The following is a 23,189-nucleotide window of genomic DNA, read 5'->3' on the forward strand; positions in this document are numbered from 1 at the left end:
GTGGGCCTCACAGCGACCGGTCGGCCGCCGTGCTGGCCAGCCCGCGCAGCGCGGACCGCGCCTCCGCCGGCATGGGGGCGGTGTCCAGCGCTTCGCCGGCGCGCACGATCCGCTCCCCGATCATGTCCTCGACCTGCTGACGGGCGCCGCACCGCTCCATCAACTCCCGTACCGCGGCGGCTTCTTCCTCGCCCAGCTCGGGGTTTCCGACCAGCTTGGCGAGCAGCCGCCGGTCGTCCTCGCCGGCCGCCGCGACGGTCAGGGCGAGCAGCGCGGTGGGCTTGGCGTCCCGCAGGTCGTCCAGGTTCGACTTGCCGGTCCTGGCCGGGTCGCCGAAGGTGCCCAGCAGGTCGTCGCGGAGCTGGAAGGCCTCGCCGAGCGGCAGTCCGTACGCCGAGAAGGCCTCCAGCAGGGCGCGGGAACCGCCGCCGAGGGTGGCGCCGAGGTGCAGGGGCCGCTCCACGGTGTACTTGGCCGTCTTGTAGCGGCACACCTCCAGGGACTCGGCGACCTGCGGCTCCCGGTTCGGGCCAGCGTCGGTGCGCAGCACTTCGAGGAACTCGCCCGCCATGGTCTCGCGCAGCAGCGTGGACCAGAGCGGTACGGTCCGCGCGAGGTAGGCCCCCGGCAGCCCGCAGGAGGTGAAGACGTGGCCCGCGTAGCCCATCAGCAGATCGCCGAGGATCATCGCCAGTGCGGTGGAGCGCTGCCCGGCGGCCGCGAAGGCGGCGTGCGCGGTGAGCTGCCCGTGCCGCATCCGGCTGTCGTCGATGATGTCGTCGTGGGTGCAGGCCGCCGCGTGCACCAGTTCCATCGCGGCCGCGGCCCGGATCACGCCCTCGCAGTCGGGCTGTCCGGCCGCCCGCCAGCCCCAGTACAGGAACGCGGCCCGGATGCGCTTGCCGCGGGCGAGCGAGCGGCGCAACTGCTCCGAGAGCGGGGAGAGTTCGATGTGCAGGCCCAGCAGGGCCCGCTCCTCCTCGTCCGCCAGCCGGACCAGTACCTCGTCGATGCGGTCCTTGAAGCCGGTGTGGTCATGCACGGGGGTGACCGGCCCTCTCCGCGGCCCGGCGGGCCATGGTCTCCAGGTAGTTGTCGGAGCCCGCTCCCGCTCTGGCGGTGGCCAGCTCCCCGCGCTTGCGCAGCTCGACCACCCCGTCGGTGAGCAGTTCCCGCAGGTCGGAGCGGCGCAGCACGTCCTGGGCCTTGTCGGCGGACTGGCGTAACTGGTCGAGGGCCAGATCGGCGACCCCGGCGGCGAGGAGGGTCAGCAGCTCCAGCGTCGCGGAGGGATTGAACCCTCCCGCGGCCGGCGCGGCCGTCGGCGCGGCGGCCTCGGGCCGTCCCTGTTCGGTGTCGGACATGTTCGGCGCACTCCTGCGTGAGGCACGACGGCTGCGCGCCGTCATGGCGTCGGAAGGGGCGGCCGTCGGATCGCGCCGGCAGCCGCCCCTGATCAATTCCGGGCCAGTGAACCGAGTGTCCGCCCCGCGCGACGAACCGCAGCGGGCCATCTCCCCCGCACGGGTACCGAGATTCCCACGGGAGGGTGACGATCACCGCATGATGTGATCGCCACCGTCCGGGTGAGGTACGTCAGTCGGTGGCGGGGAGCGAGGCGGCGACCTGTTCCGCCAGCGCGTACGGGTCCCCGTGGGGCCGGTCCGGGTGGCGGGTGGTGCGCCGCGCCCACTCCTCCTCGAAGGCGTGCCAGTCGATCGGGCGGGGCGCGGCCCGCCGGACCAGCGCTTCCTCCAGCGACGTGAAGTAGGAAGCCCACCGCCTGGCATACAACTCCGAGACGAGGCCGCTCCATTCGCGGTTGGCGTAGTCGTGCAGGAAACCGCCCTCGCTCGTGCTGCGCCGGCCCCACACGCTCAGGATCGAGCGGGCGTCGTACTCGTGCCGGTCCTGCTCGGCCGCGTCCGCGCCCCGGGAGCGGGCCGCGGTCAGCCAGCTGCCGAGCAGGAAGTTCGGGTCGGATCCGACGAGGGCGTCCAACTGTCGCTCCCGGGAGGCCCATTCGGCGGTGAGCTCGCGGAAGCGGGGCAGGTCCTTGGCCTCGTAGGCCGCCTTGATCTTCGGCAACAGCACCCGCGAGTGGTTGGCGAGGGCCTGGCGGGCCGTGTCCACCAGGTCGAAGCGGTACGCGCTGGAGCCGCGCAGTGCCGGGTCCACCTTGAGCAGGTGGCCCAGGGCGCGGCGCACCGAACCGGCCTGGTAGCGCATGGACTTCGGGCTCCAGTACGCCGCCCCCACCGCCGCCAGGTCCGGGCGGGCGGTGAACAGGCTGTCCTGGGACTCCGACCACAGCCCCGACGAGGTGCTGTAGGGCCCCTTGCGCAATTCCTCCCAGGCCGCGGCCGAGGCGGCATCGGCCCGCCCGTACCGCCGCTGGGCGAACCGCGCGAACCACGTGCGCTGGTCCACGGGGCCGGGCTCCCACGCCAGGTCCGTGAACAGGTCGAAGGCCGCCGGATTGGTCCCGGTTGCCTCCGGCAGATAGGCGATGCCGGCCAGCGCGCTGTCCGGCTTGGACCGCCAGGAGCCGAACCGGTCGATCCACACCGAGGTGTTCGCGCCGATCGTCGTGTGCCCGCCGAAGTTGTAGATGGTCCCCATCGCGTAGCGGGCGCCGCCCCAACGGGCCTCCCGGTCCAGGCGGTTGTACCGGTCGGACAGCCCGTCCAGGATCAGCAGGCGCGAGGTGTCCACCCCGGCCAGCAGCTCCTTCGTCGGATCGTCCTGCCAGCCCAGCACCGCCCACAAGGCGCCCGGATGCGCCGCATCCAGGGCCGACTGCACGGCGCCCGCCGCCGACTTCACGTCGACCGAGGCGGTCTGGCCGCCCTCGTGCAGCGGGCTCATCCGGTACATCGTGCTGTCGCCGAAGACCGCCCGCTGCTCCCGGTAGTACGCGGCGGCCAGCTTCCCGAAGGCCGCCGAGTTCGGGTCCAGCCAGTCCGGCCGGTCGAAGCCGGCCCAGTCGCCCTGCGCGACCGTGGCCCCGCCCGGGTTGCGCGCCGCGAACCCCGGCGGCACGGTGCCGAAGTAGCCCGGCAGCACGGGCGTCATGCCGAGGCCGCGCAACTGCTCCGCGATCCGGCCGCCCAGCTCGGCGCGCTCGCGCATCAGCCGCTCGGTGACCGGGCCGCCGAAGCCGCTCAGGTTCTGCAGCAGCCACCAGCTCTGGTGCCCGGCGCCGGGGATCCACTCCCGCAGCTCCTCGGCGGAGTAGCCGAACTCCTGGAACGCCCGGTAGTACGGGTACTCGGCGCCGACCTGCACGAACACCTCGTTGATGCCGTGCAGGGCCAGCAGGTCGATCTGCCGCTGGTGGTCCTCGAAGGAGCGGTACGGGCCGGAGTACCCGTCGTCGGTGTCGTTGAGCGCGTACCGGTGCGGGACCAGCGCACTGCGGGTGACCGGCTCGGGGACCCGCGGCAGTACGGCGGGCAGCATGCCGATGCTGTCGCCGGGCCAGCCGATGTCGGCGCCGGCGACGTGCTGGAGGTACCAGCCGACCCCGGTGAGCAGGGTGGCGCCGGTGGAGCCCCGGACGGTGATCGCACCGGCCACTCCGGACACCGTGAAGGTGTCGGCCCCGGCTGCCGGGTCCGGTACGAGGGTGAACTGCGCGGCGTGCCGCGGGAGCAGCCGCTGCAGCGCGGCCCGCGCCGGCCCGTGGTCCAGGGCCCGCGGCTTCGGCGCCACCCGCGCGGGTGCCCGTACGGCATCCGGTACGCCGCCCCCCGGCTCGGCGGCGGGCGCCGCGGCTCCGGGCGCGGCCCCCGCGCAGACCAGGGTCAGCAGCGCGGCGGGCAGCACCACGAGAGAGGTGGACAGGCGTCGGGTACGCGGCATCTGATCGCTCATCCCCGTGCCCGTCAGACCGGCAGCGCCCAGGCCTGATCGACCCGGTGATCGCCGCATTCGGTCAGTCGCAGCCGCTCGGCGGGAGCGCCCGGGGTCGCGGCCGGAGCGGGGGCGGTCAGGCACAGTCCGCTCGCGTCCTCGATCAGCGCCCCGTCGCGGCGCGGGGTCCAGCTCTGCCCCGGCTGCCGGCGGTCCGCGCAGTCGGCCAGCTCCACCAGGCCGTCCTCGCCCGCCGACAGGCATTCGCCCGCCAGCCGCAGGGCTCCGTCGGGGCCCGCGGTCCAGCGCTGGTCGGGCGCGCCGGTGCACCCGGCCATCACGACGGCGCCGACACCGGTGGTGTTGGCCCCGTCGGCGCACTTGACGCCGTCCCCGGTGATCTGGCCGGTGGGCAGGGCCTCGGCGCAGCCGCGCGGGGTGAGCCGCCACACCGCGGTGTCGTGGGCGCCCAGCTTCCCGGTCAACGCTTCGGAGACCTCGCGGCGTTCCCCGCTCCACAGGTCCTTCGCCTCGGCCGTACAGGCCCCGTGGTGCCCGTCGCGCAGCCCGATCTCGTCGAGCGGCACCTTGATGTCGCGCGCCGCGCCGGACCGGTTGAGCACGGCCACCGCGCGGTCGCCGCCCGCCAGCGGGCGGACCAGGATGTCGAAGGTGGCGTTGGAGGAGACCACGGCGCCCTGGCGGCCCATCGGGTCCTGGTCCAGCCGGATCAGCTCGGTGTTGCCGAGCGCGGCCAGCCCGGCCGGCGAGAGCTCGGAGACCTGGGAGGAGAGGATGAACGGCGCGGCCATCATCGCCCACAGGCCGACCTGGCTGCGGCTCTCCGCCTCGGTGAGGCCGGGGGCGCCCGCGATCAGGAAGTCGGGGTCGTTCCAGTTGCCGGGGCCCGCGTACCGGCCCAGCCAGCGGTTGTAGCCGTAGTTGCCCATGACCGAGCTCCACCGCGAGGTGTTCGGCGCGGTCGGCTTGTACACCTTGATGTCGCGGCCCTCGCGCCACAGCTGGCCCGTCTCGCCGACCCAGCCGAGCACCTTGTGCCAGTCGGGGCCGCCCCACTCGCCCTGCTGGAAGTACGCGGGCGCGGAGGCGGACAGCACCATGTCCCGGCCGCTGTCGCGCAGGGCCTTTGCGACGGAGTTGTACGCGTCCCGGTAGGCCTGCTCCTTGGTCTTGCCCGGGGGCACCCAGAGGTTGCAGCCGTCCATCTTGACGTAGTCCACGTCCCAGGAGGCGAACTGGCGGGCGTCGCGGGCGTAGTGGTCCGGGCCGCCGCCCTCGGGGGACCCGCTGCCGGGGTAGCGCTCGCAGGTGAGGGAGCCGGCGTCCTGGTAGATGCCGAACTTGAGCCCCTTGGCGTGCAGGTAGTCGCCCAGCCAGGCCATGCCGTGCGGGAACTTCGCGGTGTCGACGACCAGGTTGCCCTGCGCGTCCCGGCTCCTGGTCATCCAGCAGTCGTCGATGGTCACCGTGTCGTAGCCCTTGGCGGCGAGTCCGGTGGAGACGAGCGCGTCGGCGTTCGCGACGACCTTGGCCTCGTCGATGTCGCACATGTAGTGGGCCCAGTTGTTCCAGCCCATGGGCGGGGTCAGCGCGAGCGGGGTGTCCGAGGTCGCCGTCGGCTCGGCCGCCGCGGGGGCGGGGCAGAGCGAGAGGGCGAGCAGGGCGGCCGCGGTCAGGCAGGGGAGCGAGGCGCGCAGGCGAGGCGGCACGGAGTCTCCTTGACGTGGGGACGGCTGTCGACGGCTCAGTGCAGCGGTGTGACTACCCGCTGTCAACATAAGTCGCTGATTATTGGCCAATGACCAGCAATTTGGGTGTAGTCGGTGCCGCGCCAAGAAGGTGATACGCCGTACGGTACGTCGGCTGATACGCTGTATCTCATGCCGAGGAGATCAGCCGCCCTGGACCGCGCCACGCCCGGGGCCATTGCCGTCGCCGCCCTGCGGATCCTCGACGAGCAGGGGCCCGGGGCGCTGAGCTTCCGCACCCTCGCCGACCGGCTGGAGGTCTCGCACGCCACCGTCCAGCGCCGCTGCACCGACCTCGCCGGACTGCTCGACCTCTGTACCGAGCACCTCGCGGCGCAGCTGCCCGAGATCCCGGCCGGGACCGGCTGGGCCGAGGCCACCGAGCAGCGGTTCACCGCCCTGTACCGGCTGCTCACCGCGCACCCCGGACTGCTGGTGCTGCGCGGCGGCCGGCCCTGGCTCGGGCGGCAGCTGCTGGCCCGGCTCGTGGAACCCGCGCTCGCCGACAGCGTGGCCGCCGGGATGACCCCCGCCGAGGCGATGACCACCTACCGCCGGATGTACCTGCTGACCCTGGGCAGCGCCGCCTTCGTGGACCACCGCGATCCGGCCGGGGCCACCGCCGCCTCGCGGGCCGCCCTGGCCGCCCTGGACCCGGAGCGGTTCCCGGTCCTCTCGGGCGGGCTGGCCGACGTACTGCCCGCCTTGACCGACCACGAGGTGTACTACGGCGCCCTGCGCCAGCTGATCGAGGCCGCCCGGCCTGCCGCCTGATGGGGAGTGAGTCCATGGAAGACCAGCTCGACTACGCCGCCGTACGCGCCGCCGCCGACCGGACGGCCGGGGCGGTGCGGCCCGTCGCGGTGGTGCCCGCGGCCGACGGCGTCTGGTACGCCCTGGAGCACCTCCAGCACACCGGTTCCTTCAAGGCCCGCGGCGCCCACAACTTCCTCGCCGCCCACCACCGGGCCGGCGCCCTCCCGGACGCCGGGGTCACCATCGCCTCCGGCGGCAACGCCGGCCTCGCCTGCGCCTGGGCGGCCCGCGCGCACGCCGTGCCCGCCACCGTGTTCCTGCCCGCCAACGCCCCGCGCGTCAAGGTGGAGCGGCTGCGCGGCTACGGGGCCGACGTACGGCTCGTCGGCGACCGGTACGCCGAAGCGCTGGCCGCGTGCGAGGAGTTCGCCGCCGCCAGCGGGGCCCTGAGCAGCCACGCGTACGACCACCCGCTCATCGCCGCGGGCGCCGGGACCCTGCTGGACGAGATCCGGGCCGGCCTGCCCGGCCTGGACACCGTGGTCGTCGCCGTCGGCGGGGGCGGGCTGTTCGCCGGGATCGCCACCGCCGCGCGCGAACACGGCGTACGGGTGCTCGCGGTGGAGCCGGAGAACTGCCGGGCGCTGAACGCGGCCCTGGCGGCGGGGCGCGTCGTGGACGTGGCCGTGGACTCGGTGGCCGCCGACTCGCTGGGCGCCACCCGGGTCTCGGCGGCCGCGCTGGCCGCCGCGCAGGAGAAGAACGTGGAGTCCGTGCTGGTCCCGGACGCGGCGATCACCGCCGCCCGGCGCGACCTGTGGGAGGAACACCGCCTCGTGGTCGAGTCCGCGGCAGCCACCGCCCTGGCGGGCCTGCGCGCCGCCCCGAGGTCGCCGCGGGAACGCGTCGCGGTGGTCCTGTGCGGCGCGAACACCGACCCGACGGACCTGAGCGGCACCGCGCCGTCGTAGCACGCCGGACTTAAACTGGAGGCGGACGCTTGACCCCTCCCTTTGCCGCTGAGCGGCACTCTCCAAAGGGGCAGTGACGCCATGTCCGTTCACCCCCGCAGCCGCCTCCACCGCCGTCGCCGCGTCATCGTGACGGCCGCCGCACTGGCACTGCTGGCGCCGCCTGTCGGCGCGGCTGCGGCGACGGAGCCCGGTCAGGCGGTCGCCGCGGCGGCACCGGCCGACTGAACACGTACCTGATCGGCAACGACCGCCTGGCGAAGATGCCGCCGTTCCTGCTGAATCCGAGCTGGGACTGCGGCACCGCCCAGCGCCAGATCGTCCTCAAGTGGGACCCCATCCGGGCGAACCCGGTCGACCACTACGACCTGTACCACTCGGTCGACGGGGTCAACTGGTCCCAGATCCCGATCTCTGCGGGCGCGGTGGTGGAAGATGCCATCAGCCTCTACAACGTGCCGCCGGGCTTCCACGTCTACTCCCTGCGCGCCACCGACACGCAGGGCAACGAGAGTGCCTGGACGAACATCCGGGCGTACACGCAGCTCTGTCCGACGGGCTGAAGCAGGCGGGCGGTGGCTCAGGCGCCGTCGTGTTCGCGGACCACGACCACCGTGCTGGCGGCGTACTGCACCACCTGCTGGCTCACCGACCCGAGCATCGCACCCTTGATGCCGCCGTAGCCGCGGGTGCCGACCACGGTCAGTTCGGCCTCCTTCGAGGCGTCCACCAGCACCTTGGCCGGCGCGCCCTGCTCGACCCGGCGGAACACCGGCACGCCGGGCGAGTTGCCGATCGACTCCGCCACGGTGTCGGCGAGCTTCTGCCGGGCGGCCTCCTCGGCGCCGACCAGCTCGTCCTGGACGGTGGGGCTCACGCCGAAGGGGTTGGTGTTCCATTCCCAGCTCATGACGGCGTGCACGCGCCCGCCGATGGCCTTGGCCTGACCGACGGCCCAGCGCAGGGCCTGCCTCGAATGGTTCGAGCCGTCCACGCCGACGACGATCAGAGGCTCGATGGGGTCACTCACGGTGGTTCCTCTCGGTTCGTCAGAATGGTCGTTCCCTCCCTGTATACACGGATATGCACCCCGATCGCGGTGCACCCTGCCCCGAACGACGATCGTTGCGGCGGTCGAAGACTTTCGAGGACAGCCCCGCGGCCCCGCCCCCTGCGAAGGTCTGAGTGCCCGGCGAACCGCGCCGGGCAGGGGACGTACGGAGGAACGGGCGTGGCACAGCGCAAGGGTTGTCTGATCGGCTGCGGGGTGGCGCTGGTCCTGGGCGTGGGTGCGCTCGTGCTGCTGCTGTTCGGCATCGGGAAGCTCAAGGACGTCGCCGACAAGGCCTTCCTGGACCCCGGGGTCTACCAGTCGGTGAACGTGGGCGATGCCGAGGACGCGGTCCGCGCCAAGATGCCGTCCGGCGAGACCTTCATCAAGTCCGCCCTCAAGGAGGGCGGCCCCGCCGAGCCGCCCGGCACGGCCTGCTCCTGGTACGCGTCCGGCGGTGACGGCAAGGACGCCGGCGAGACGGTTTACCGCTTCTGCTACAAGGACGGCAAGCTCGCGGAGAAGGTCCAGTACCGCATGAAGTAGACGAGCGTTTGAATCCGTCCCCCGACGCGCGTGGTAAAGCGCATTAGTGCGGGACTTCGGGGACCGGCGTCATGGAGTCAAAATTTGACGGATGAGCCTCTTCGTTATCCAACTGATACTGCCCGCAAGGGGATTTGGGACTAAAGCGCATCAGTGCAGTTCAAGCCGCAGTTGATCATGCGACTTCGGGGTGCGGCCGGCCCCCTGTCCCGCTTGGGGAGGTGCATGCCGTCGGCCAGCGGGACTTCGGGCCCATTGACGCCGTCTTGAACTCGGGCGAACGTGGGCACCGCTCTCCGGCAGCGAGGCCGGACTTCACGAAGGCGGCGACGATGACCCGTTCGAACGTGACCCGTACAGCCATCGCCGCACTGGCGGCCGGCACCCTCTTATCGGCCTCCGCGTGCGGCGTGAGCGGTGGCGCCGACGAGGTGAAGGAGGCGCGCAGGACGGGCAAGGTGGCCGGTGAGATCACCTTCCGCACCCTCCAGCTCAAGCCCGTCTACACGAGCTACGTCCAGGGGGTCATCGACGCCTTCGAGGCCAAGTACCCGGACGTCGAGGTCAAGTGGGAGGACGTCCCCGGCGACGGGTACAACGAGAAGCTCGTCGCCGACGCCCAGGCCGGCGCCCTCCCCGACGTGGTCAACCTCTCCACCGACTCCTTCCAGCTCCTCGGCGACCGCGGGATGCTCGCCGACGTCGCCGGGCTCGACGCCGAGGTCGCCCGGGAGTACGTACCGGGCGCCTGGGAGCAGTTCAAGCTGCCGGGCAGAGGCGACAGCGTGTACGCGTACCCCTGGTACGTGACCCCGGAAGTCCTCACCTACAGCAAGTCCCTCTTCGAGAAGGCCGGCCTGGACCCGGAGAAGCCGCCGACCAGCGTGGAGCAGTTCTTCGACTACGCCGAGCAGATCGCCGCCAGGTCCGGCGGCCGGTACTCCGCCTTCATGGCCGACCCCAAGGGCCGACTGCCGGGGGACTGGCAGAAGATGGGCATACCGCTCCTGAACGGGCAGCAGGACCGCTTCACCTTCGACACCGACAAGGCCGTCGAGTGGGTCGAGCGCATGAAGTCCCTGTACGCCAAGGGCGCCATGCCCAAGGAGTCCCTGCTCAAGTCCGACGACGTCAACCAGCTCTACGGCGGGGGCAAGCTCGTCTTCGGCCCCGGCTCCCCGGGCTTCGTCAAGGACATCAAGCAGAACGCCCCGCAGGTCTACGCCGACACCCGCGTCGCGGGCGCCGTCACCGGCACCCTCGGCCACATCGGCATCTACGCCCAGTCGCTCGGCATCAAGAAGGACACCGAACACCTCGACGCGGCCGCCGAGTTCGCCAAGTGGGTCACCAACGGTCCCAACCAGGTGGCGTTCGCCAGGAAGGCCACCATCTACCCGTCCAACGCCAAGGGCCTCGCCGACCCGTACTTCGCCGACCGGGGCGACGGCAAGGACGCGGAGACGCTGGCCCGTGCCATCGGGGCGGAGCAGCTGAAGACCGCCGCACTCGACGCCAACACGCCCGTCCAGTGGACCAACCAGGTCGGCGACGCGGTCGTGCGCGAGGTGCAGAAGGCGATCAAGGGCGAGCAGGACGCCAGGACGGCCGTGCGGAAGGCCCAGGAGGAGGCCAACGCAGTGCTCGCCAAGACGGTGCGCAAGTGACCTCGGAGGCGGGCCTGCCCCACCGCAACCGGTGGACGCCCTACCTGTTCCTCGCGCCCGGCCTGGTGATGGTGGCCCTGTTCAGCCTCTGGCCCTTCGTCAACACCGTCATCCTCTCCTTCACCGACGCGCAGATCCTGCGCGGTGGCGGCTTCGTCGGCTTCGACAACTACACCCGCGCCTTCGCCGACCCCGACTTCTGGGTCGCCACCGGCAACAGCGTGCTGTACCTCGTGGTCGTCGTACCGTGCCTGGTCCTCCTGCCGCTGGCCCTCGCGGTCCTCGTACAGACGAAGATCCCCGGCATCGGCTTCTTCCGCTCCGCCTTCTACACCCCGGTGATCGCCTCGGCCGTCGTCGTCGGCCTGATCTGGCAGTGGGTGCTGCGCAGCGACGGCCTCGTCAACACGCTCTTCCAGAAGCTCGGCATCGTCTCCGAGCCGATCCCGTTCCTGACCGACAGCACGATGCTGCTGGTCTCCGCGATGATCGTGACCGTGTGGAAGGGCCTGGGCTACTACATGGTCTTCTACCTGGCGGCCCTCGGGAACGTCTCCCCCTCCCTCTACGAGGCCGCGGCGCTCGACGGCGCCGGCACCCTGCGCCGCTTCTTCAGCATCACCGTCCCCCAGGTGAAGCCGATGATGCTGCTGGTCGGCACCCTCTCCGCCATCTCGGCGCTCCGCGTCTTCACCGAGATCTACATCCTCGGCGGCGAGAGCGGCGGCCCCGGCGGCGGCGCACGCACGCTGCCCTTCCTGATCCGCCAGGTCGGCCTCGGCTTCTCCGGCGAGACCGGGTACGCCTCCGCCGTCTCCATCCTGCTGTTCCTCCTGACGCTGGTCTTCAGCCTGCTCGGCCGACACCTGTCGAAGGGGGACGAGAGTTGAGCGCCGACCGCAGGCGCCGCCGGATCGGCCTGGCCGGCCGGTACCTGACCCTGACCCTGATGCTCGTGGTGATGCTCGGGCCGATCGTCTGGCAGTTCTTGACGTCGATCCGCGGCCGGGGCGAGAACGTGTACGACGGCGTACTGCCCTCGCAGCCGACCCTCGACAACTACCTCCGCGTCGCGGAGTCCTTCCCGCTGGTGCAGTACGTGGGCAACACGCTGATCGTCGCGGCCCTCGCCGTCACCTCCAACATGCTGTTCGCGGCGATGGGCGGCTACGCCCTGTCCCGGGCGGGCTGGAAGGGCCGCAAGACGGTCTTCACGGTCCTCGTGGCGACGCTGATGTTCCCCTTCGAGTCGGTGATGATCTCGATGTTCCTGACGGTCCGCGAGATGGGCCTGGTCGACACCCTCATCGGGGTCTGGCTGCCCGGCGCGGTCTCCGTCCTCAACATCATGATCATGCGGGCGGCCTTCCTCGCCGTGCCGACGGAGGTCGAGGAGGCCGCGGTGCTGGACGGGGCGGGCGAGTGGACCCGCTTCACCCGGGTCTTCCTCCCCGCGGCGAAGGGCGCGCTGGCCGTCGTCTGCATCACCAGCTTCATGGGCGCCTGGGACGACTTCCTCTGGCCGCTGCTGATCCTGACCGACAGTGACAACTACACCCTTCAGCTGGGCCTGAAGACCCTGGCCGGCGCCACGACCGTCAACGACCAGCGGCTCATCGCCGCCGGCGCGATGGCGGCGCTCGTCCCCATGATGCTCCTCTTCTTCGCCCTCCAGCGCTTCTTCTTCAAGGGCGTGGGCGAGGGAGCCGTCAAGACCTGAGCCCGAGCCACCCCCTGACCCGCCCCGACCCGCCCCTTCCCTCCCCAGGAGCAGCCGTCATGCACGACGACCGCAGCATCACAGAACACCGCCTCCGCCGGGTCCTCAAGGAGCGCATCAAGCCCGCCGTCCGCTCCCGCTCGGTCCCGCTGGCCATCGAGCGCTGGGAGGCCCCGGGCGAGCCTGTGCCCGTCGCCGAGGGCCTGGCCGCCCCGTACGTGCCCTGCGCGGTCGGCGACGCTTGGGGCCCGGCCTGGGGCACCACCTGGTTCCGGGTCACCGGCACCGTCCCGGCCGCCTGGGCGGGCCGTACGGTCGAGGCCGTACTCGACCTCGGCTTCGACCGGATGATGCCCGGCTTCCAGTGCGAGGGCCTGGTCCACCGGGCCGACGGCGGCGAGGTCAAGGCGCTCAACCCGTACAACGACTGGGTGCGCGTCGCCGAGTCCGCGGCGGGCGGCGAACGGGTCGAGTGGTACGTGGAGGCCGCCTCCAACCCGGTGCTGGTCGACCACAGCGCCACGTACGAGGGCGACAGCCGGACCTGCGGCGACCAGCCCCTGTACCGGATCGCCCGGATGGACCTGGCCGTCTTCGAGACCGAGGTGTGGGAGCTCGTACAGGACCTCGAAGTCCTCTACGACCTGATGACGCAGCTCGCGGAGGACGACGCCCGCCGGTACGGGATCCTGCGCGCCATCGACTCCGCGCTGGACGAGGTGGACCTCGGCGACGTCCCCGGCACGGCCGCCGCCGCCCGCGCGCGGCTCGCCGGGGTGCTCGCCGCCCCGGCGAACGCCTCCGCGCACCGGATCAGCGCCGTCGGCCACGCACACATCGACTCCGCCTGGCTGTGGCCGCTGCGCGAGACCGTGCGCAAGGTCGCCCGTACCGCCTCCAACATGGTCGGCCTGATGGACGAGCACCCGGAGTTCGTGTTCGCCATGTCGCAGGCACAGCAGCTCGACTGGATCAAGACCCACCGGCCCGAGCTCTTCGAGCGGGTCAAGAAGAAGGTCGCCGACGGGCAGTTCGTGCCGGTCGGCGGGATGTGGGTGGAGTCGGACACCAACATGGTCGGCGGCGAGGCGATGGCCCGCCAGTTCCTCTACGGCAAGAAGTTCTTCCTCGACGAGTTCGGCATCGACACGAAGAACGTCTGGCTGCCCGACTCCTTCGGCTACACCGCGGCGATGCCGCAGATCGTGAAGCTGTCCGGGTCCACATGGTTCCTGACCCAGAAGATCTGCTGGTCCCAGGTCAACAAGTTCCCGCACCACACCTTCTGGTGGGAGGGCATCGACGGCACGCGCGTCTTCACGCACTTCCCGCCCGTCGACACCTACAACTCCGACCTCGGCGGCGCCCAGATGGCGCACGCGGCCCGCAACTACCAGGAGAAGGGGCGCGGTTCGCGTTCCCTGGTCCCCTTCGGCTGGGGCGACGGCGGCGGCGGCCCCACCCGCGAGCAGCTCGCCCGCGCCAAGCGGCAGCGCAACCTCGAAGGCTCCCCGCGCATCGAGATCGAGCGCCCCGACGCCTTCTTCGAGAAGGCCCGCGCGGAGTACGGGGACGCGCCGGTCTGGGCCGGCGAGCTGTACCTGGAACTGCACCGCGGCACCTACACCTCCCAGGCCAAGACCAAGCAGGGCAACCGGCACAGCGAGTCGCTGCTGCGCGAGGCCGAGCTCTGGGCGGCGACGGCCGCGGTGCGGGTGCCGGGGTACGCCTACCCGTACGAGGACCTGGAGCGGATCTGGAAGACCGTGCTCCTGCACCAGTTCCACGACATCCTGCCGGGCTCCTCCATCGCCTGGGTGCACCGGGAGGCCCGTGCGACGTACGCATCGGTACGCGCGGAACTGCTCGGGATCGTCCTGGCCGCGCAGCTCGCGCTGGCGGGGGAGGGCGAGGAGCAACTGGTGTTCAACGGCGCCCCGCACACCCGGCGCGGCGTCCCGGCCGGCGGCGCGGCGCGGCCGGACGCGGCCGGTCAGCCCGTCACCGTCGAGGAGCGGCACGGCGGCGGACACGTCCTCGCCAACGGGCGGCTGGTGGTGGAGATCGACGGGCGCGGCCTGATCGTCTCCGCCTACGACCTCGAAGGCCGCCGGGAGTCGGTCGCGCCGGGGGCGGCGGCCAACCTCCTCCAGATCCACTCCGACTTCCCGAACATGTGGGACGCGTGGGACATCGACGCCTTCTACCGCAACAAGGTCACCGACCTGGCCGACGCGGACTCGCTGGAGGTGACGGAGGCCGACCCGTCGTCCGCCACGGTCCGGGTGACCCGGTCCTTCGGCTCCTCCGCGGTGTCGCAGTCGATCACCCTGCGGGCCGGGGCCAAGACGGTGGACATCGTCACGGACGTGGACTGGCGGGAGACCGAGAAGCTCCTCAAGGCGGCCTTCCCCTTGGACGTGAAGGCCGAACGCACCGCTTCCGAGACGCAGTTCGGGCACGTGTACCGGGCCACCCACACCAACACCTCGTGGGAGGCGGCCAAGTTCGAGATCTGCGCCCATCGCTGGATCCACGCGGAGGAGCCCGGCTGGGGCGTGGCCGTCCTCAACGACTCCACGTACGGGCACGACGTCACCCGTGACGTGCGGCCGGACGGCGGCCAGACCACGACGGTACGGCTGTCGCTGCTGCGGGCCCCGCGCTACCCCGACCCGGAGACCGACCAGGGCGCCCACACCCTGCGCTTCTCGCTCGCCCCGGGCGCGGACATCGGCGACGCGGTCCGCGAGGGCCACGCGCTGAACCTGCCCGAACGGGGCCTGACGGGCGCGGGCCCGGTCGCCCCGCTGGTCTCGGTGGACGAGGACGCGGTGGTGGTCGAGGCGGTGAAACTGGCCGAGGACCGCAGTGGCGACGTGATCGTCCGCCTCTACGAGTCCCGCGGCGGCCGCGCGAACGCCACCCTGGCGGCGGGCTTCCCGATCTCGGCGGCGGTCGAGAGCGACCTCCTGGAACGCCCCCTGCCGCCCTCGGCGGCGACCCCGCCCACCTCGGACGGCACGATCGCCCTCACCCTGCGCCCCTTCCAGATCCTCACCCTCCGCCTCCACCGCCCCTGACCCCTCCCGGCCCGGCCCGGCCCGGCCCCTTCCCGGGGGCCGGCGCCGGGCTGTGGTGGCCGTCCGGGGTCAGGACGTGAGGAAGGGGAGTACGGCGGCGAGGAACTCCGCCGGGGCGCTCGCGTGGACCAGATGGCCGACCGGGACGGTCACGGTACGGGCGCCCGGGATGCGGCGGGCCAGTTCGGCGAGGCCGTCCTGCGGGACGTGGCTGGTCGGGCCGCCCGCCACGACCAGGGTCGGGGCCGTGATGCGGGCCAGACCCGCCAGCCAGGACGGGTCGGGGCGGTCCAGCTCGGGGCGGACCGCGAGCACCATCTCCCAGTCGAAGTCCAGCTCGCCCTCGGGGCGGACCGGGGGACGGGGTTCGCGGGGGAGCGGGGCCGGGACGTCCTCCAGGACCAGGCGGGCGATGCGGTGCGGCTGCCGCTGCGCGACCAGGTGCGCGACGACCCCGCCCATGGAGTGCCCGATCAGGTCCACCCGGTCGAGGCCGAGCGCGTCGAGGAAGCCGAGGACGTCGTCCCGCATGAGCGTGAGCGAGTACTCCGCGGTCCGGTCGCTCCCGCCGTGGCCGCGCAGGTCCAGGGCGTACACCCGGTGCTCCCGGGCGAGTGCGTGCCGTACGGGGGCCCAGTGCTCGGCGGTTTCGCCGAGCGCGGGCAGCAGGAGCAGCGGCTCGCCGTCCTCGGGGCCGTCGACCCGGTAGGCCAGCCGGATGCCGTTCGACGTCGTCAGCGTGTGGTGTGCGGTCATCCGCCAGACGCTACGGGGAGCCGCGCCGGGCCGTGAAGGCGTCCGGTGGGCAGGGCGCGGGGGCGTGAACTCCGCCACAGGTCCCGGCCCGCCGGGCCCGTGGTCCCGGGAAATGCGGCCGGAGACCGGCTGGACCCGGTTTTGCACCTTGTTGCAAAACCGGCTCGGGCTCGCTAGAACAGGTTCATCACCCCCGCGCGAGAGGCATGCCCCCATGAGCCCGCAGAGTTCCCAGAGCCGGTACCCGCACCTGCTGAGCCCCCTGGACCTCGGCTTCACCACCCTGCCGAACCGCGTGATCATGGGCTCGATGCACACCGGCCTCGAAGAGCACGAGGGCGGCTTCGAGCGCCTCGCCGCCTTCTACGCCGAGCGCGCCCGCGGCGGCGCAGGCCTCATCGTCACCGGCGGCATAGCCCCGAACGACGCGGGCCGGCCCTTCGAGGGCGGTTCGCGCCTGACCACCGAGGACGAGGCCGCCGAGCACCGGGTGATCACCGAGGCCGTGCACGCCGAGGGTGGGAAGATCGCCATGCAGATCCTCCACTTCGGCCGCTACGCCTACCACAAGGACCTGGTCGCCCCCAGCGCGCTGCAGGCCCCCATCAGCCCCTTCGTCCCGAACGAGCTCACCGACATCGAGGTCGAGCGCACCGTCGAGGACTTCGTCCGCGCCGCCCGCCTCGCCAAGCTCGCCGGCTACGACGGCGTCGAGATCATGGGCTCCGAGGGCTACCTGATCAACGAGTTCATCGCCGCCGCCACCAACCGGCGCACCGACCGCTGGGGCGGCGCGTACGAGAACCGCGTGCGCTTCCCGCTGGAGATCGTCCGGCGCACCCGCGCGGCCGTCGGCGAGGATTTCATCCTCATCTACCGCCTCTCGATGCTCGACCTGATCCCCGGCGGCTCCACCCTCGACGAGGTCGTCCACCTCGCCAAGGAGATCGAGGCGGCCGGCGCCACCATCATCAACACCGGCATCGGCTGGCACGAGGCCCGCATCCCCACCATCGCCACCTCCGTCCCGCGCGGCGCCTACACCTGGGTCACCAAGCGGCTGATGGGCGCGGTCTCCGTCCCCCTCGTCACCAGCAACCGCATCAACACCCCGGAGATCGCCGAGGAGCTGCTCGCCGACGGGCGCGCCGACCTGGTGTCGCTGGCCCGCCCCTTCCTCGCCGACGCCGACTTCGTCGCCAAGGCCGCCGAGGGCCGTCCCGAGACCATCAACACCTGCATCGGCTGCAACCAGGCCTGCCTCGACCACACCTTCAGCGGCAAGATCACCACCTGCCTGGTCAACCCGCGCGCCTGCCACGAGACCGAACTCAACCTGTCCGCGACGAAGCTGAAGAAGCGCGTCGCCGTCGTCGGGGCCGGCCCGGCCGGACTCTCCTGCGCCGTCTCCGCCGCCGAGCGCGGCCACGCCGTCACCCTCTACGAGGCCTCCGGCCACATCGGCGGACAGCTCGACATCGCCCGCCGCATCCCCGGCAAGGAGGAGTTCGAGGAGACCATCCGCTACTACGGCACCCAGCTCGTCGAACGCGGTGTCGAGGTCCGCCTGAACACCCGCGCCGACGTGGAGGCCCTGCGCGGCTACGACGAGGTCGTCGTCGCCACCGGAGTCACCCCCCGCACCCCCGACATCGAGGGCGTGGACCACCCGAACGTCGTCAGCTACCTCGACGTGCTGCGCGACGGCGCCCCCGTCGGCCGGCGCGTCGCCGTCGTCGGCGCCGGCGGCATCGGCTTCGACGTCGCGGAGTACCTCACCGACAGCGGCGAGGGCGCCTCCCAGGACCCCGAGGTCTACTTCCGCCACTGGGGCGTCGACACCTCGTACACCGGCCCCGGCGGTCTCGCCGCCCCCGAGCGGCCCGCGCCCCCGCGCCAGGTCCACCTGCTCCAGCGCAAGGCCACCAAGGTCGGCGCCGGCCTGGGCACCACCACGGGCTGGATCCACCGTGCGGAGCTCAAGCACCGCGGGGTCGTCTCCGTCGCGGGGGCCACGTACGACCGTATCGACGACGAGGGCCTGCACATCACCGTGGACGGCGAGCAGCGCCTGGTGCCCGCCGACACGGTGGTGCTGTGCACCGGCCAGGAGCCGCGTCGCGACCTGTACGAGGCGCTGCGCGCCGCGGGTCTGGAGCCGCACCTGATCGGCGGCGCCGATGTGGCCGCGGAACTGGACGCCAAGCGGGCCATCCGACAGGGCACGGAGCTGGCCGCCACCCTCTGACCCGAAGGTGTTGTGGCGGCCCGGTCCGGGCCGCCACAATCGGCGGGTGACCCTGACACCGGCAGACGCAGAACTGATCCTCGGCGAGAACTTCGCCCCCTGGGTGCTCGCCCTCGGCCTGACCGTCCGGGAGACCGGCGAACGGCACGCCGTACTGCGGCTGCCGTGGTCCGACGAACTGGCCCGGGACGGCGGCGGCCTGTCCGGCCAGGCGCTGATGGCCGCCGCCGACACCGCCACCGTCATCGCGATCTCCGCCGCCCGCGGCGGGTACGGGCCGATGACCACCGTGCAGCAGTCCACCAGCTTCCAGCGGCCCGTGGTCGGCGCCGACGTGCTGATCGACGTACGCGTCACCAAGCTCGGCAAGCGGATGGCCTTCGCGGACGTCACCATGACCCCCGAGGGCGAGCGGGAGCCCGCCGCCAAGGCCTCCACGGTCTACGCGCTGCTCGGCTGAGGCGGGCCCCTACCGGGTCAGAAGCGCGACCCCCCGACCGGGAAGCGCTGCGGCACCGGCGAGGTCAGGGGAGCGCGGCGCTCCGGGGCGGCCGGCGGGTTCTGGCAGGTGATGTCCCGGTCCGGCAGCCGGCCCGTGGTGAGGTACGAGTCGACCGGGGCGTTGGCGCAGGACGAGGGGTCGGCCAGGTACACGCCGTGGCCCTCGCCGCCCATCGCCAGCACCATCCGCGAGCCCTTGAGCGCGCGGTGCATGTCCTGGCCGCTGACCAGCGGGGTCTGCGAGTCCCACTCGTTCTGCACGGTCAGCACGCCGGACTTCTTCCGCATCGGCGTCGCCGACTCGACCGGCCGGTCCCAGAAGGCACAGGGCTTGATGTTGGAGGCGAAGTCCCCGTACAGCGGGTACTTGGCCTTGTCCTTCACGGCGTCCCGCTCGTACTGCTCGGCGTACTTGGGCCAGGCGCCCGTGTCCCCGCACAGCACGGACCAGAAGGCGGCGGTGCCGTTGTCCGGCGCCGGCTCGGCGGCGAAGGCCGACGCCGCCTTCGTGGACCTGGCGGCCCCCGCGACCCGGGCGGACTGCGAGAACTGCTTCAGGTCCGGCAGGGCGGAGGCCGTCGGCTTGCCGTCGGCCGCGTCCTTGAGCATCTTGATGACGGGCGCGGCCTGCGCGGGATAGAAGAACAGCGCCCGCGCGGTGCGGATGTCGTCGCCCGTGATCTTCTGCCCGTCGAGGACGATCGGGTCCTTGTCGGCGCGCGCCACCAGCGCCCAGAAGGTGTCGGACACCGCCTTCGGGGTGTCGCCGAGCTGGTACTCGCCCGCGCGCTCGGCCGTCCACGTCGTCCACCGCGCGAAGGCCGGCTCGGCCTCCGTCGCCCACACCTGGATCATGCCGCGCCAGACCCGGTCGGGGTCGACGCCGCTGTCGAGGACGAAGCGGTCGGCACGGTTCGGGAAGAGCTGCGTGTACACCGCTCCGAGGTACGTCCCGTACGAGTAGCCCAGGTACGAGATCTTCCGCTCGCCCAGGGCCGCACGGATCGAGTCCATGTCGCGCGCCGTGTTGCGGGTGGTGATGTACGGCAGGACCGAGCCGGACTTCTCCCGGCACTTGTCCGCGACGGTGCGGGCCCACGCCACGTCCGAGGGGAAGGTCTCCGGCCGGTACGGGCGGTCGAAGGCCTGCTCGGCGTCGTTCAGACCGCAGGTGACGGGACTGCTCGCACCGACCCCGCGGGGGTCGAAGCCGATGAGGTCGTACTGGTCCCGTACGTCCTTCGGCATCGCCTCGTTCATCATCAGCGGGAGGTCGAGACCCGAACCGCCCGGCCCGCCCGGGTTGAGCAGCATGACCCCGTGCCGCTTGGCCGGGTTCTCGCTCTTCATCCGGGATATCGCGATGTCGAGCTTGCGTCCCTCGGGGCGCCGGTAGTCGAGCGGCACCTGGATGGTCGCGCACTCGTACGAGGCCGGCTGTTCGGGGCTGCAGCGGGCCCAGGCCGGCTTCTGGGGTGTGTGGTCCGGGGCGGGGGCGGCGGACGCCGGAGCCGCGGACAGCAAGGGGAGGGACATCGCGAGGGCGCCGGCAGCGGCGATCAGCGGTGCGAAGCGTTTCATGGGCAAGGGGAGCCGTCCTTTCCTCGAAGTCGGTTCCCCGCCCACCCTGTTACACCGGAGCCCTGGGCGAATCATCCCGAAGGGTCAGGCCGTGTGCTCCTCACGAAGGAGCTCAAATCCGGACAACTGGCCGACACGCCCGGGAAGTTCGGCCCCGTTGGGGGAGCCACCCGCCGGGCCGCGCACCGTACCAGCCCTCCGAGGGGTTGCCCGGATGTTTGTCCAATCGTGATGGTCCTTCAACACGGGTACCACAACTGGCACTAGCGTCCCTTGGCACCCGGGAGTGCGGGTGCGGACGGCGCGATCACCGGAGTCTGCGGCCCCGCGGCCCTCCCGGCCCCCGTAGCAAGGAGGCACAGTGCTGTCATTCCGCCGGTCGACCGTCGGAGGCATGTCGCTCGCTTCGCGGTACGTGATGGGCACGGGCATCGTCATCGGAGCCCTCGCCTTCACACTGATCGCGTTGCTGATTCCCGTGCAGAAGTTCGGCGGCCGGTCCGCGGCCGCCGCCACCCCGGTCGGCGACGACGACGGTGCCGGGGTCCTGAGCACCGCCTTCGGCCCGCTCACCCCCCAGGACCGGGACTTCGTCCGCAAGGTGCGGCTCGCCGGACTGTGGGAGCTGCCCGCGGGGCGCCAGGCCCAGCAGCGCGGTACGCGCCCATCGGTCCGCACCGCCGGGATGCACCTCGTCGAAGGCCACGCCGAACTGGACCGGCGGGTCATCGAAGTGGGCCAGGCCCTCGGCGTCGACCTGCCCAACCAGCCCTCCGCCCAACAGCAGGGCTGGCTCGACCAGCTCGACCGGGCCCAGGGCGCCCAGTACGAACGGCTCTTCATCCAGCTGCTGCGCCGCGCACACGGCAAGGTCTTCGCGCTCGTGGCCCAAGTGCGCGCGCAGACGCGCAACTCCATGGTCCGGGCCCTGGCCACCGACGCCAACGCCACGGTCCTGGACCACATCACCGTCCTGGAGGACAGCGGGCTCGTCGACTTCGACGGCCTCGCCGACGCCTCGCCGGCACCCTCCACCGTTTCCCGACCGACGAAGTGAAGTGATCGCATGAGTCCAAAGGGCCACAAACGCCGTCTCCGACCGTCACACAAGGCCCTCGCCGTGGTGTCCGCCCTGGTCCTGGGCGGCGGCGGGGTAGTGATCGTCGCGCAGGGCGCCTCCGCGGGGCAGGACTCCCGCCGGGCGCCGGTGACCGCGACCATCGACTGCCCCGACGTGGGCGACCGGCTCCGCGAGGTCCCCGACCAGGCCCGGGCGGAGGTCGACGAGAACCTCGCCCAGCTGGACAGCCAGGTCGCCGACGCCTACGGGAAGCTCGCCTCGGGCAAGGCCCAGGGCGAAGTCCTGCTCGGCGAGTTGAAGGAGCAGCGGACCACGACCATATCCGGCGTGTCCGACGCGATCGGGAAGTCGGCCGCCCGCCCCGAAGGGCTGGAAGAGCTCAGCGCCTGCACGATGCAGCAGGCCCCGGCCGCCGACCCGGCGGACGAACCGGCAGCCGAGAACGAGGCCCAGAACGAGGCGCAGGGCCAGTCCCAGAACGGGGCCCAGAACGGGGCCCAGAGCGACGCGCAGGGCCTCGCCGCCAAGGGCAGCAGCGCCGCCAGCAAGGCCGGCGGCCCGGCCCGCAGCGACTTCGTCGCCATCGGAACCGTCAAGCCCAACGTGCGCACCCCGGCCCGCCGGGCGGGCGCCTCCACCGGCTCCTTCGCCGTGCAGTGCGGCCGCAACGAGAACCGCCACCTCAACCCCGACAACGTTATCGTCGCCCCCGGAGTCAGCAACGGCGCCCACCACATGCACGACTACGTCGGCAACAAGGTCACGGACGCCTTCTCCACCAACAACAGCCTCGCCGCCGCCGGCACCACCTGCACCAACGGCGACCAGTCCACCTACTACTGGCCCGTGCTGCGACTGCGCGACGGCCGGGCGGAAGCGGACGCCAAGGCGCCGGGCGGCGGGCAGGACGCGAACGTCGGCACGATCCTGCGCCCGAAACAGGTGACGATCGAGTTCAAGGGGAGCGCGGTCAGCCGCGTCACGGCCATGCCCCGGTTCCTGCGGATCATCACCGGCGACGCGAAGGCGCTCACCAACGGCACGGCCAACGCCAACGCCTCCTGGAGCTGCACCGGCTTCGAGAACCGCCAGCTGAAGGACAAGTACCCGATCTGCCCCAAGGGCAGTGACGTCGTGCGCACCTTCAACTTCCAGAGCTGCTGGGACGGCAAGAACGCCGACAGCGCCAACCACCGCACCCACGTGGCCTTCGCCGGCCGCGACGGATCCTGCCCGAAGGGCTTCAAGGCCATCCCGCAGCTGGTGCAGCGGATCACGTACGGGGTGAGCCCCGGCGCGCGGTTCGCCGTGGACAGCTTCCCCGAGCAGCTCCACAAACCGGTCACCGACCACGGCGACTTCATCAACGTCATGTCGGACGGCCTGATGTCCAACGCGGTGCGCTGCATCAACGGCGGCCGCGCCTGCCGCTAGACCCGCCGGAGCCCGGGGCCGGCGCGACCTCCCCTTCCCCCTCCCGCGTCGCCCCGAGAGAGCGGTGGGGGGGGGGGGGGGGGGGGGGGGGGGGGGGGGGGGGGGGGGGGGGGGTGTGTGGGGGTGGGGGGGGGGGGGGGGGGGGGGGGGGGGGGGTGGGGGGGGGAAGG

The 23,189-nt window shown here is 72.1% G+C and carries 20 protein-coding genes; 13 read left to right on the plus strand and 7 right to left on the minus strand.

Annotated features, from left to right (window positions below; translation table 11 throughout):
• Nucleotides 1–7 precede the first annotated feature (7 nt).
• The 4 genes from ACZ7GJ_RS23420 to ACZ7GJ_RS23435 all read right to left on the minus strand — a co-directional run bounded on the left by ACZ7GJ_RS23420 (nucleotide 8) and on the right by ACZ7GJ_RS23435 (nucleotide 5,585).
• Complete coding sequence (locus tag ACZ7GJ_RS23420; protein WP_470754379.1) at nucleotides 8–1,042, minus strand: polyprenyl synthetase family protein; 1,035 nt, start codon at nucleotides 1,040–1,042, stop codon at nucleotides 8–10.
• Nucleotides 1,035–1,364, minus strand: coding sequence for a hypothetical protein (locus tag ACZ7GJ_RS23425; protein WP_470754380.1), 330 nt, complete (start codon nucleotides 1,362–1,364; stop codon nucleotides 1,035–1,037). Before ACZ7GJ_RS23425 ends, ACZ7GJ_RS23420 begins: the two co-directional genes overlap by 8 nt.
• A gap of 232 nt (nucleotides 1,365–1,596) precedes the next feature.
• Complete coding sequence (locus ACZ7GJ_RS23430; protein WP_470754381.1) at nucleotides 1,597–3,864, minus strand: alpha-N-acetylglucosaminidase; 2,268 nt, start codon at nucleotides 3,862–3,864, stop codon at nucleotides 1,597–1,599.
• Between the two features lie 23 nt (nucleotides 3,865–3,887).
• A complete protein-coding gene (locus tag ACZ7GJ_RS23435) occupies nucleotides 3,888–5,585 on the minus strand; it encodes a ricin-type beta-trefoil lectin domain protein (protein ID WP_470754382.1) in 1,698 nt (565 codons plus the stop codon).
• Between the two features lie 171 nt (nucleotides 5,586–5,756).
• On the opposite strand from ACZ7GJ_RS23435, the gene ACZ7GJ_RS23440 reads away from it, so the two are divergent.
• The 4 genes from ACZ7GJ_RS23440 (at nucleotide 5,757) to ACZ7GJ_RS23455 (ending at nucleotide 7,914) form a co-directional block, all read left to right on the plus strand.
• A complete protein-coding gene (locus tag ACZ7GJ_RS23440) occupies nucleotides 5,757–6,398 on the plus strand; it encodes a TetR/AcrR family transcriptional regulator (protein ID WP_470754383.1) in 642 nt (213 codons plus the stop codon).
• Nucleotides 6,399–6,412: 14 nt separating this feature from the next.
• Complete coding sequence (locus tag ACZ7GJ_RS23445; RefSeq protein ID WP_470754384.1) at nucleotides 6,413–7,351, plus strand: serine/threonine dehydratase; 939 nt, start codon at nucleotides 6,413–6,415, stop codon at nucleotides 7,349–7,351.
• Nucleotides 7,352–7,432: 81 nt separating this feature from the next.
• On the plus strand, nucleotides 7,433–7,579 hold the full coding sequence (locus tag ACZ7GJ_RS23450) for a hypothetical protein (protein ID WP_470754385.1): 147 nt from the start codon (nucleotides 7,433–7,435) through the stop codon (nucleotides 7,577–7,579).
• Between the two features lie 35 nt (nucleotides 7,580–7,614).
• Nucleotides 7,615–7,914 carry a hypothetical protein gene (locus ACZ7GJ_RS23455; RefSeq protein ID WP_470754387.1) on the plus strand — a complete coding sequence of 100 codons (300 nt, stop codon included), beginning with the start codon at nucleotides 7,615–7,617 and terminating at the stop codon, nucleotides 7,912–7,914.
• 17 nt (nucleotides 7,915–7,931) lie between these two features.
• Here the strand turns inward: ACZ7GJ_RS23455 and ACZ7GJ_RS23460 are convergent, their stop codons facing one another.
• A complete protein-coding gene (locus tag ACZ7GJ_RS23460; RefSeq protein WP_470754388.1) occupies nucleotides 7,932–8,381 on the minus strand; it encodes a universal stress protein in 450 nt (149 codons plus the stop codon).
• 201 nt (nucleotides 8,382–8,582) lie between these two features.
• Between ACZ7GJ_RS23460 and ACZ7GJ_RS23465 the strand changes: the two genes are divergently transcribed.
• The 5 genes from ACZ7GJ_RS23465 (at nucleotide 8,583) to ACZ7GJ_RS23485 (ending at nucleotide 15,418) form a co-directional block, all read left to right on the plus strand.
• The gene (locus ACZ7GJ_RS23465; protein ID WP_470754389.1) at nucleotides 8,583–8,948 is read left to right on the plus strand and encodes a hypothetical protein; all 366 of its coding nucleotides are present in this window, start codon (nucleotides 8,583–8,585) and stop codon (nucleotides 8,946–8,948) included.
• A gap of 332 nt (nucleotides 8,949–9,280) precedes the next feature.
• Complete coding sequence (locus ACZ7GJ_RS23470) at nucleotides 9,281–10,615, plus strand: ABC transporter substrate-binding protein (protein ID WP_470754390.1); 1,335 nt, start codon at nucleotides 9,281–9,283, stop codon at nucleotides 10,613–10,615.
• A 14-nt stretch (nucleotides 10,616–10,629) separates the two neighbouring features.
• Complete coding sequence (locus ACZ7GJ_RS23475; RefSeq protein ID WP_470754511.1) at nucleotides 10,630–11,505, plus strand: carbohydrate ABC transporter permease; 876 nt, start codon at nucleotides 10,630–10,632, stop codon at nucleotides 11,503–11,505.
• Nucleotides 11,502–12,335 carry a carbohydrate ABC transporter permease gene (locus ACZ7GJ_RS23480; protein ID WP_470754392.1) on the plus strand — a complete coding sequence of 278 codons (834 nt, stop codon included), beginning with the start codon at nucleotides 11,502–11,504 and terminating at the stop codon, nucleotides 12,333–12,335. Before ACZ7GJ_RS23475 ends, ACZ7GJ_RS23480 begins: the two co-directional genes overlap by 4 nt.
• 59 nt (nucleotides 12,336–12,394) lie before the next feature.
• Nucleotides 12,395–15,418 carry an alpha-mannosidase gene (locus ACZ7GJ_RS23485; protein ID WP_470754394.1) on the plus strand — a complete coding sequence of 1,008 codons (3,024 nt, stop codon included), beginning with the start codon at nucleotides 12,395–12,397 and terminating at the stop codon, nucleotides 15,416–15,418.
• A gap of 69 nt (nucleotides 15,419–15,487) precedes the next feature.
• On the opposite strand, the gene ACZ7GJ_RS23490 is transcribed toward ACZ7GJ_RS23485, so the two are convergent.
• Nucleotides 15,488–16,174: an alpha/beta fold hydrolase gene (locus ACZ7GJ_RS23490; protein WP_470754396.1), complete on the minus strand. Its 687-nt coding sequence runs from the start codon at nucleotides 16,172–16,174 to the stop codon at nucleotides 15,488–15,490.
• A 214-nt stretch (nucleotides 16,175–16,388) separates the two neighbouring features.
• Here ACZ7GJ_RS23490 and ACZ7GJ_RS23495 point away from each other — a divergent pair, with 214 nt between their 5' ends.
• Both ACZ7GJ_RS23495 and ACZ7GJ_RS23500 read left to right on the plus strand, forming a co-directional pair.
• Nucleotides 16,389–18,422, plus strand: coding sequence for an NADPH-dependent 2,4-dienoyl-CoA reductase (locus ACZ7GJ_RS23495; protein ID WP_470754397.1), 2,034 nt, complete (start codon nucleotides 16,389–16,391; stop codon nucleotides 18,420–18,422).
• A 46-nt stretch (nucleotides 18,423–18,468) separates the two neighbouring features.
• Nucleotides 18,469–18,882, plus strand: coding sequence for a PaaI family thioesterase (locus ACZ7GJ_RS23500; RefSeq protein WP_365921353.1), 414 nt, complete (start codon nucleotides 18,469–18,471; stop codon nucleotides 18,880–18,882).
• A gap of 17 nt (nucleotides 18,883–18,899) precedes the next feature.
• Here the strand turns inward: ACZ7GJ_RS23500 and ACZ7GJ_RS23505 are convergent, their stop codons facing one another.
• Complete coding sequence (locus tag ACZ7GJ_RS23505; RefSeq protein WP_470754398.1) at nucleotides 18,900–20,504, minus strand: alpha/beta hydrolase; 1,605 nt, start codon at nucleotides 20,502–20,504, stop codon at nucleotides 18,900–18,902.
• A 394-nt stretch (nucleotides 20,505–20,898) separates the two neighbouring features.
• On the opposite strand from ACZ7GJ_RS23505, the gene ACZ7GJ_RS23510 reads away from it, so the two are divergent.
• A complete protein-coding gene (locus ACZ7GJ_RS23510) occupies nucleotides 20,899–21,561 on the plus strand; it encodes a DUF4142 domain-containing protein (RefSeq protein ID WP_470754400.1) in 663 nt (220 codons plus the stop codon).
• Between the two features lie 9 nt (nucleotides 21,562–21,570).
• Nucleotides 21,571–23,019: a DUF1996 domain-containing protein gene (locus ACZ7GJ_RS23515; protein WP_470754401.1), complete on the plus strand. Its 1,449-nt coding sequence runs from the start codon at nucleotides 21,571–21,573 to the stop codon at nucleotides 23,017–23,019.
• The last annotated feature ends 170 nt before the right edge of the window (nucleotides 23,020–23,189 follow it).

It is taken from the genome of Streptomyces sp. NPDC037242, from assembly GCF_055604165.1.

Excerpts from the sequence above, each read along its gene's own strand:
- ACZ7GJ_RS23425 (WP_470754380.1), bottom strand. The coding sequence starts at position 1,364 with ATGTCCGACACCGAACAGGGACGGCCCGAGGCCGCCGCGCCGACGGCC.
- ACZ7GJ_RS23430 (WP_470754381.1), bottom strand. The coding sequence starts at position 3,864 with ATGCCGCGTACCCGACGCCTGTCCACCTCTCTCGTGGTGCTGCCCGCC.
- ACZ7GJ_RS23440 (WP_470754383.1), top strand. The coding sequence starts at position 5,757 with ATGCCGAGGAGATCAGCCGCCCTGGACCGCGCCACGCCCGGGGCCATT.
- ACZ7GJ_RS23445 (WP_470754384.1), top strand. The coding sequence starts at position 6,413 with ATGGAAGACCAGCTCGACTACGCCGCCGTACGCGCCGCCGCCGACCGG.
- ACZ7GJ_RS23450 (WP_470754385.1), top strand. The coding sequence starts at position 7,433 with ATGTCCGTTCACCCCCGCAGCCGCCTCCACCGCCGTCGCCGCGTCATC.
- ACZ7GJ_RS23455 (WP_470754387.1), top strand. The coding sequence starts at position 7,615 with ATGCCGCCGTTCCTGCTGAATCCGAGCTGGGACTGCGGCACCGCCCAG.
- ACZ7GJ_RS23470 (WP_470754390.1), top strand. The coding sequence starts at position 9,281 with ATGACCCGTTCGAACGTGACCCGTACAGCCATCGCCGCACTGGCGGCC.
- ACZ7GJ_RS23485 (WP_470754394.1), top strand. The coding sequence starts at position 12,395 with ATGCACGACGACCGCAGCATCACAGAACACCGCCTCCGCCGGGTCCTC.
- ACZ7GJ_RS23490 (WP_470754396.1), bottom strand. The coding sequence starts at position 16,174 with ATGACCGCACACCACACGCTGACGACGTCGAACGGCATCCGGCTGGCC.
- ACZ7GJ_RS23495 (WP_470754397.1), top strand. The coding sequence starts at position 16,389 with ATGAGCCCGCAGAGTTCCCAGAGCCGGTACCCGCACCTGCTGAGCCCC.
- ACZ7GJ_RS23505 (WP_470754398.1), bottom strand. The coding sequence starts at position 20,504 with ATGAAACGCTTCGCACCGCTGATCGCCGCTGCCGGCGCCCTCGCGATG.
- ACZ7GJ_RS23510 (WP_470754400.1), top strand. The coding sequence starts at position 20,899 with ATGTCGCTCGCTTCGCGGTACGTGATGGGCACGGGCATCGTCATCGGA.
- ACZ7GJ_RS23515 (WP_470754401.1), top strand. The coding sequence starts at position 21,571 with ATGAGTCCAAAGGGCCACAAACGCCGTCTCCGACCGTCACACAAGGCC.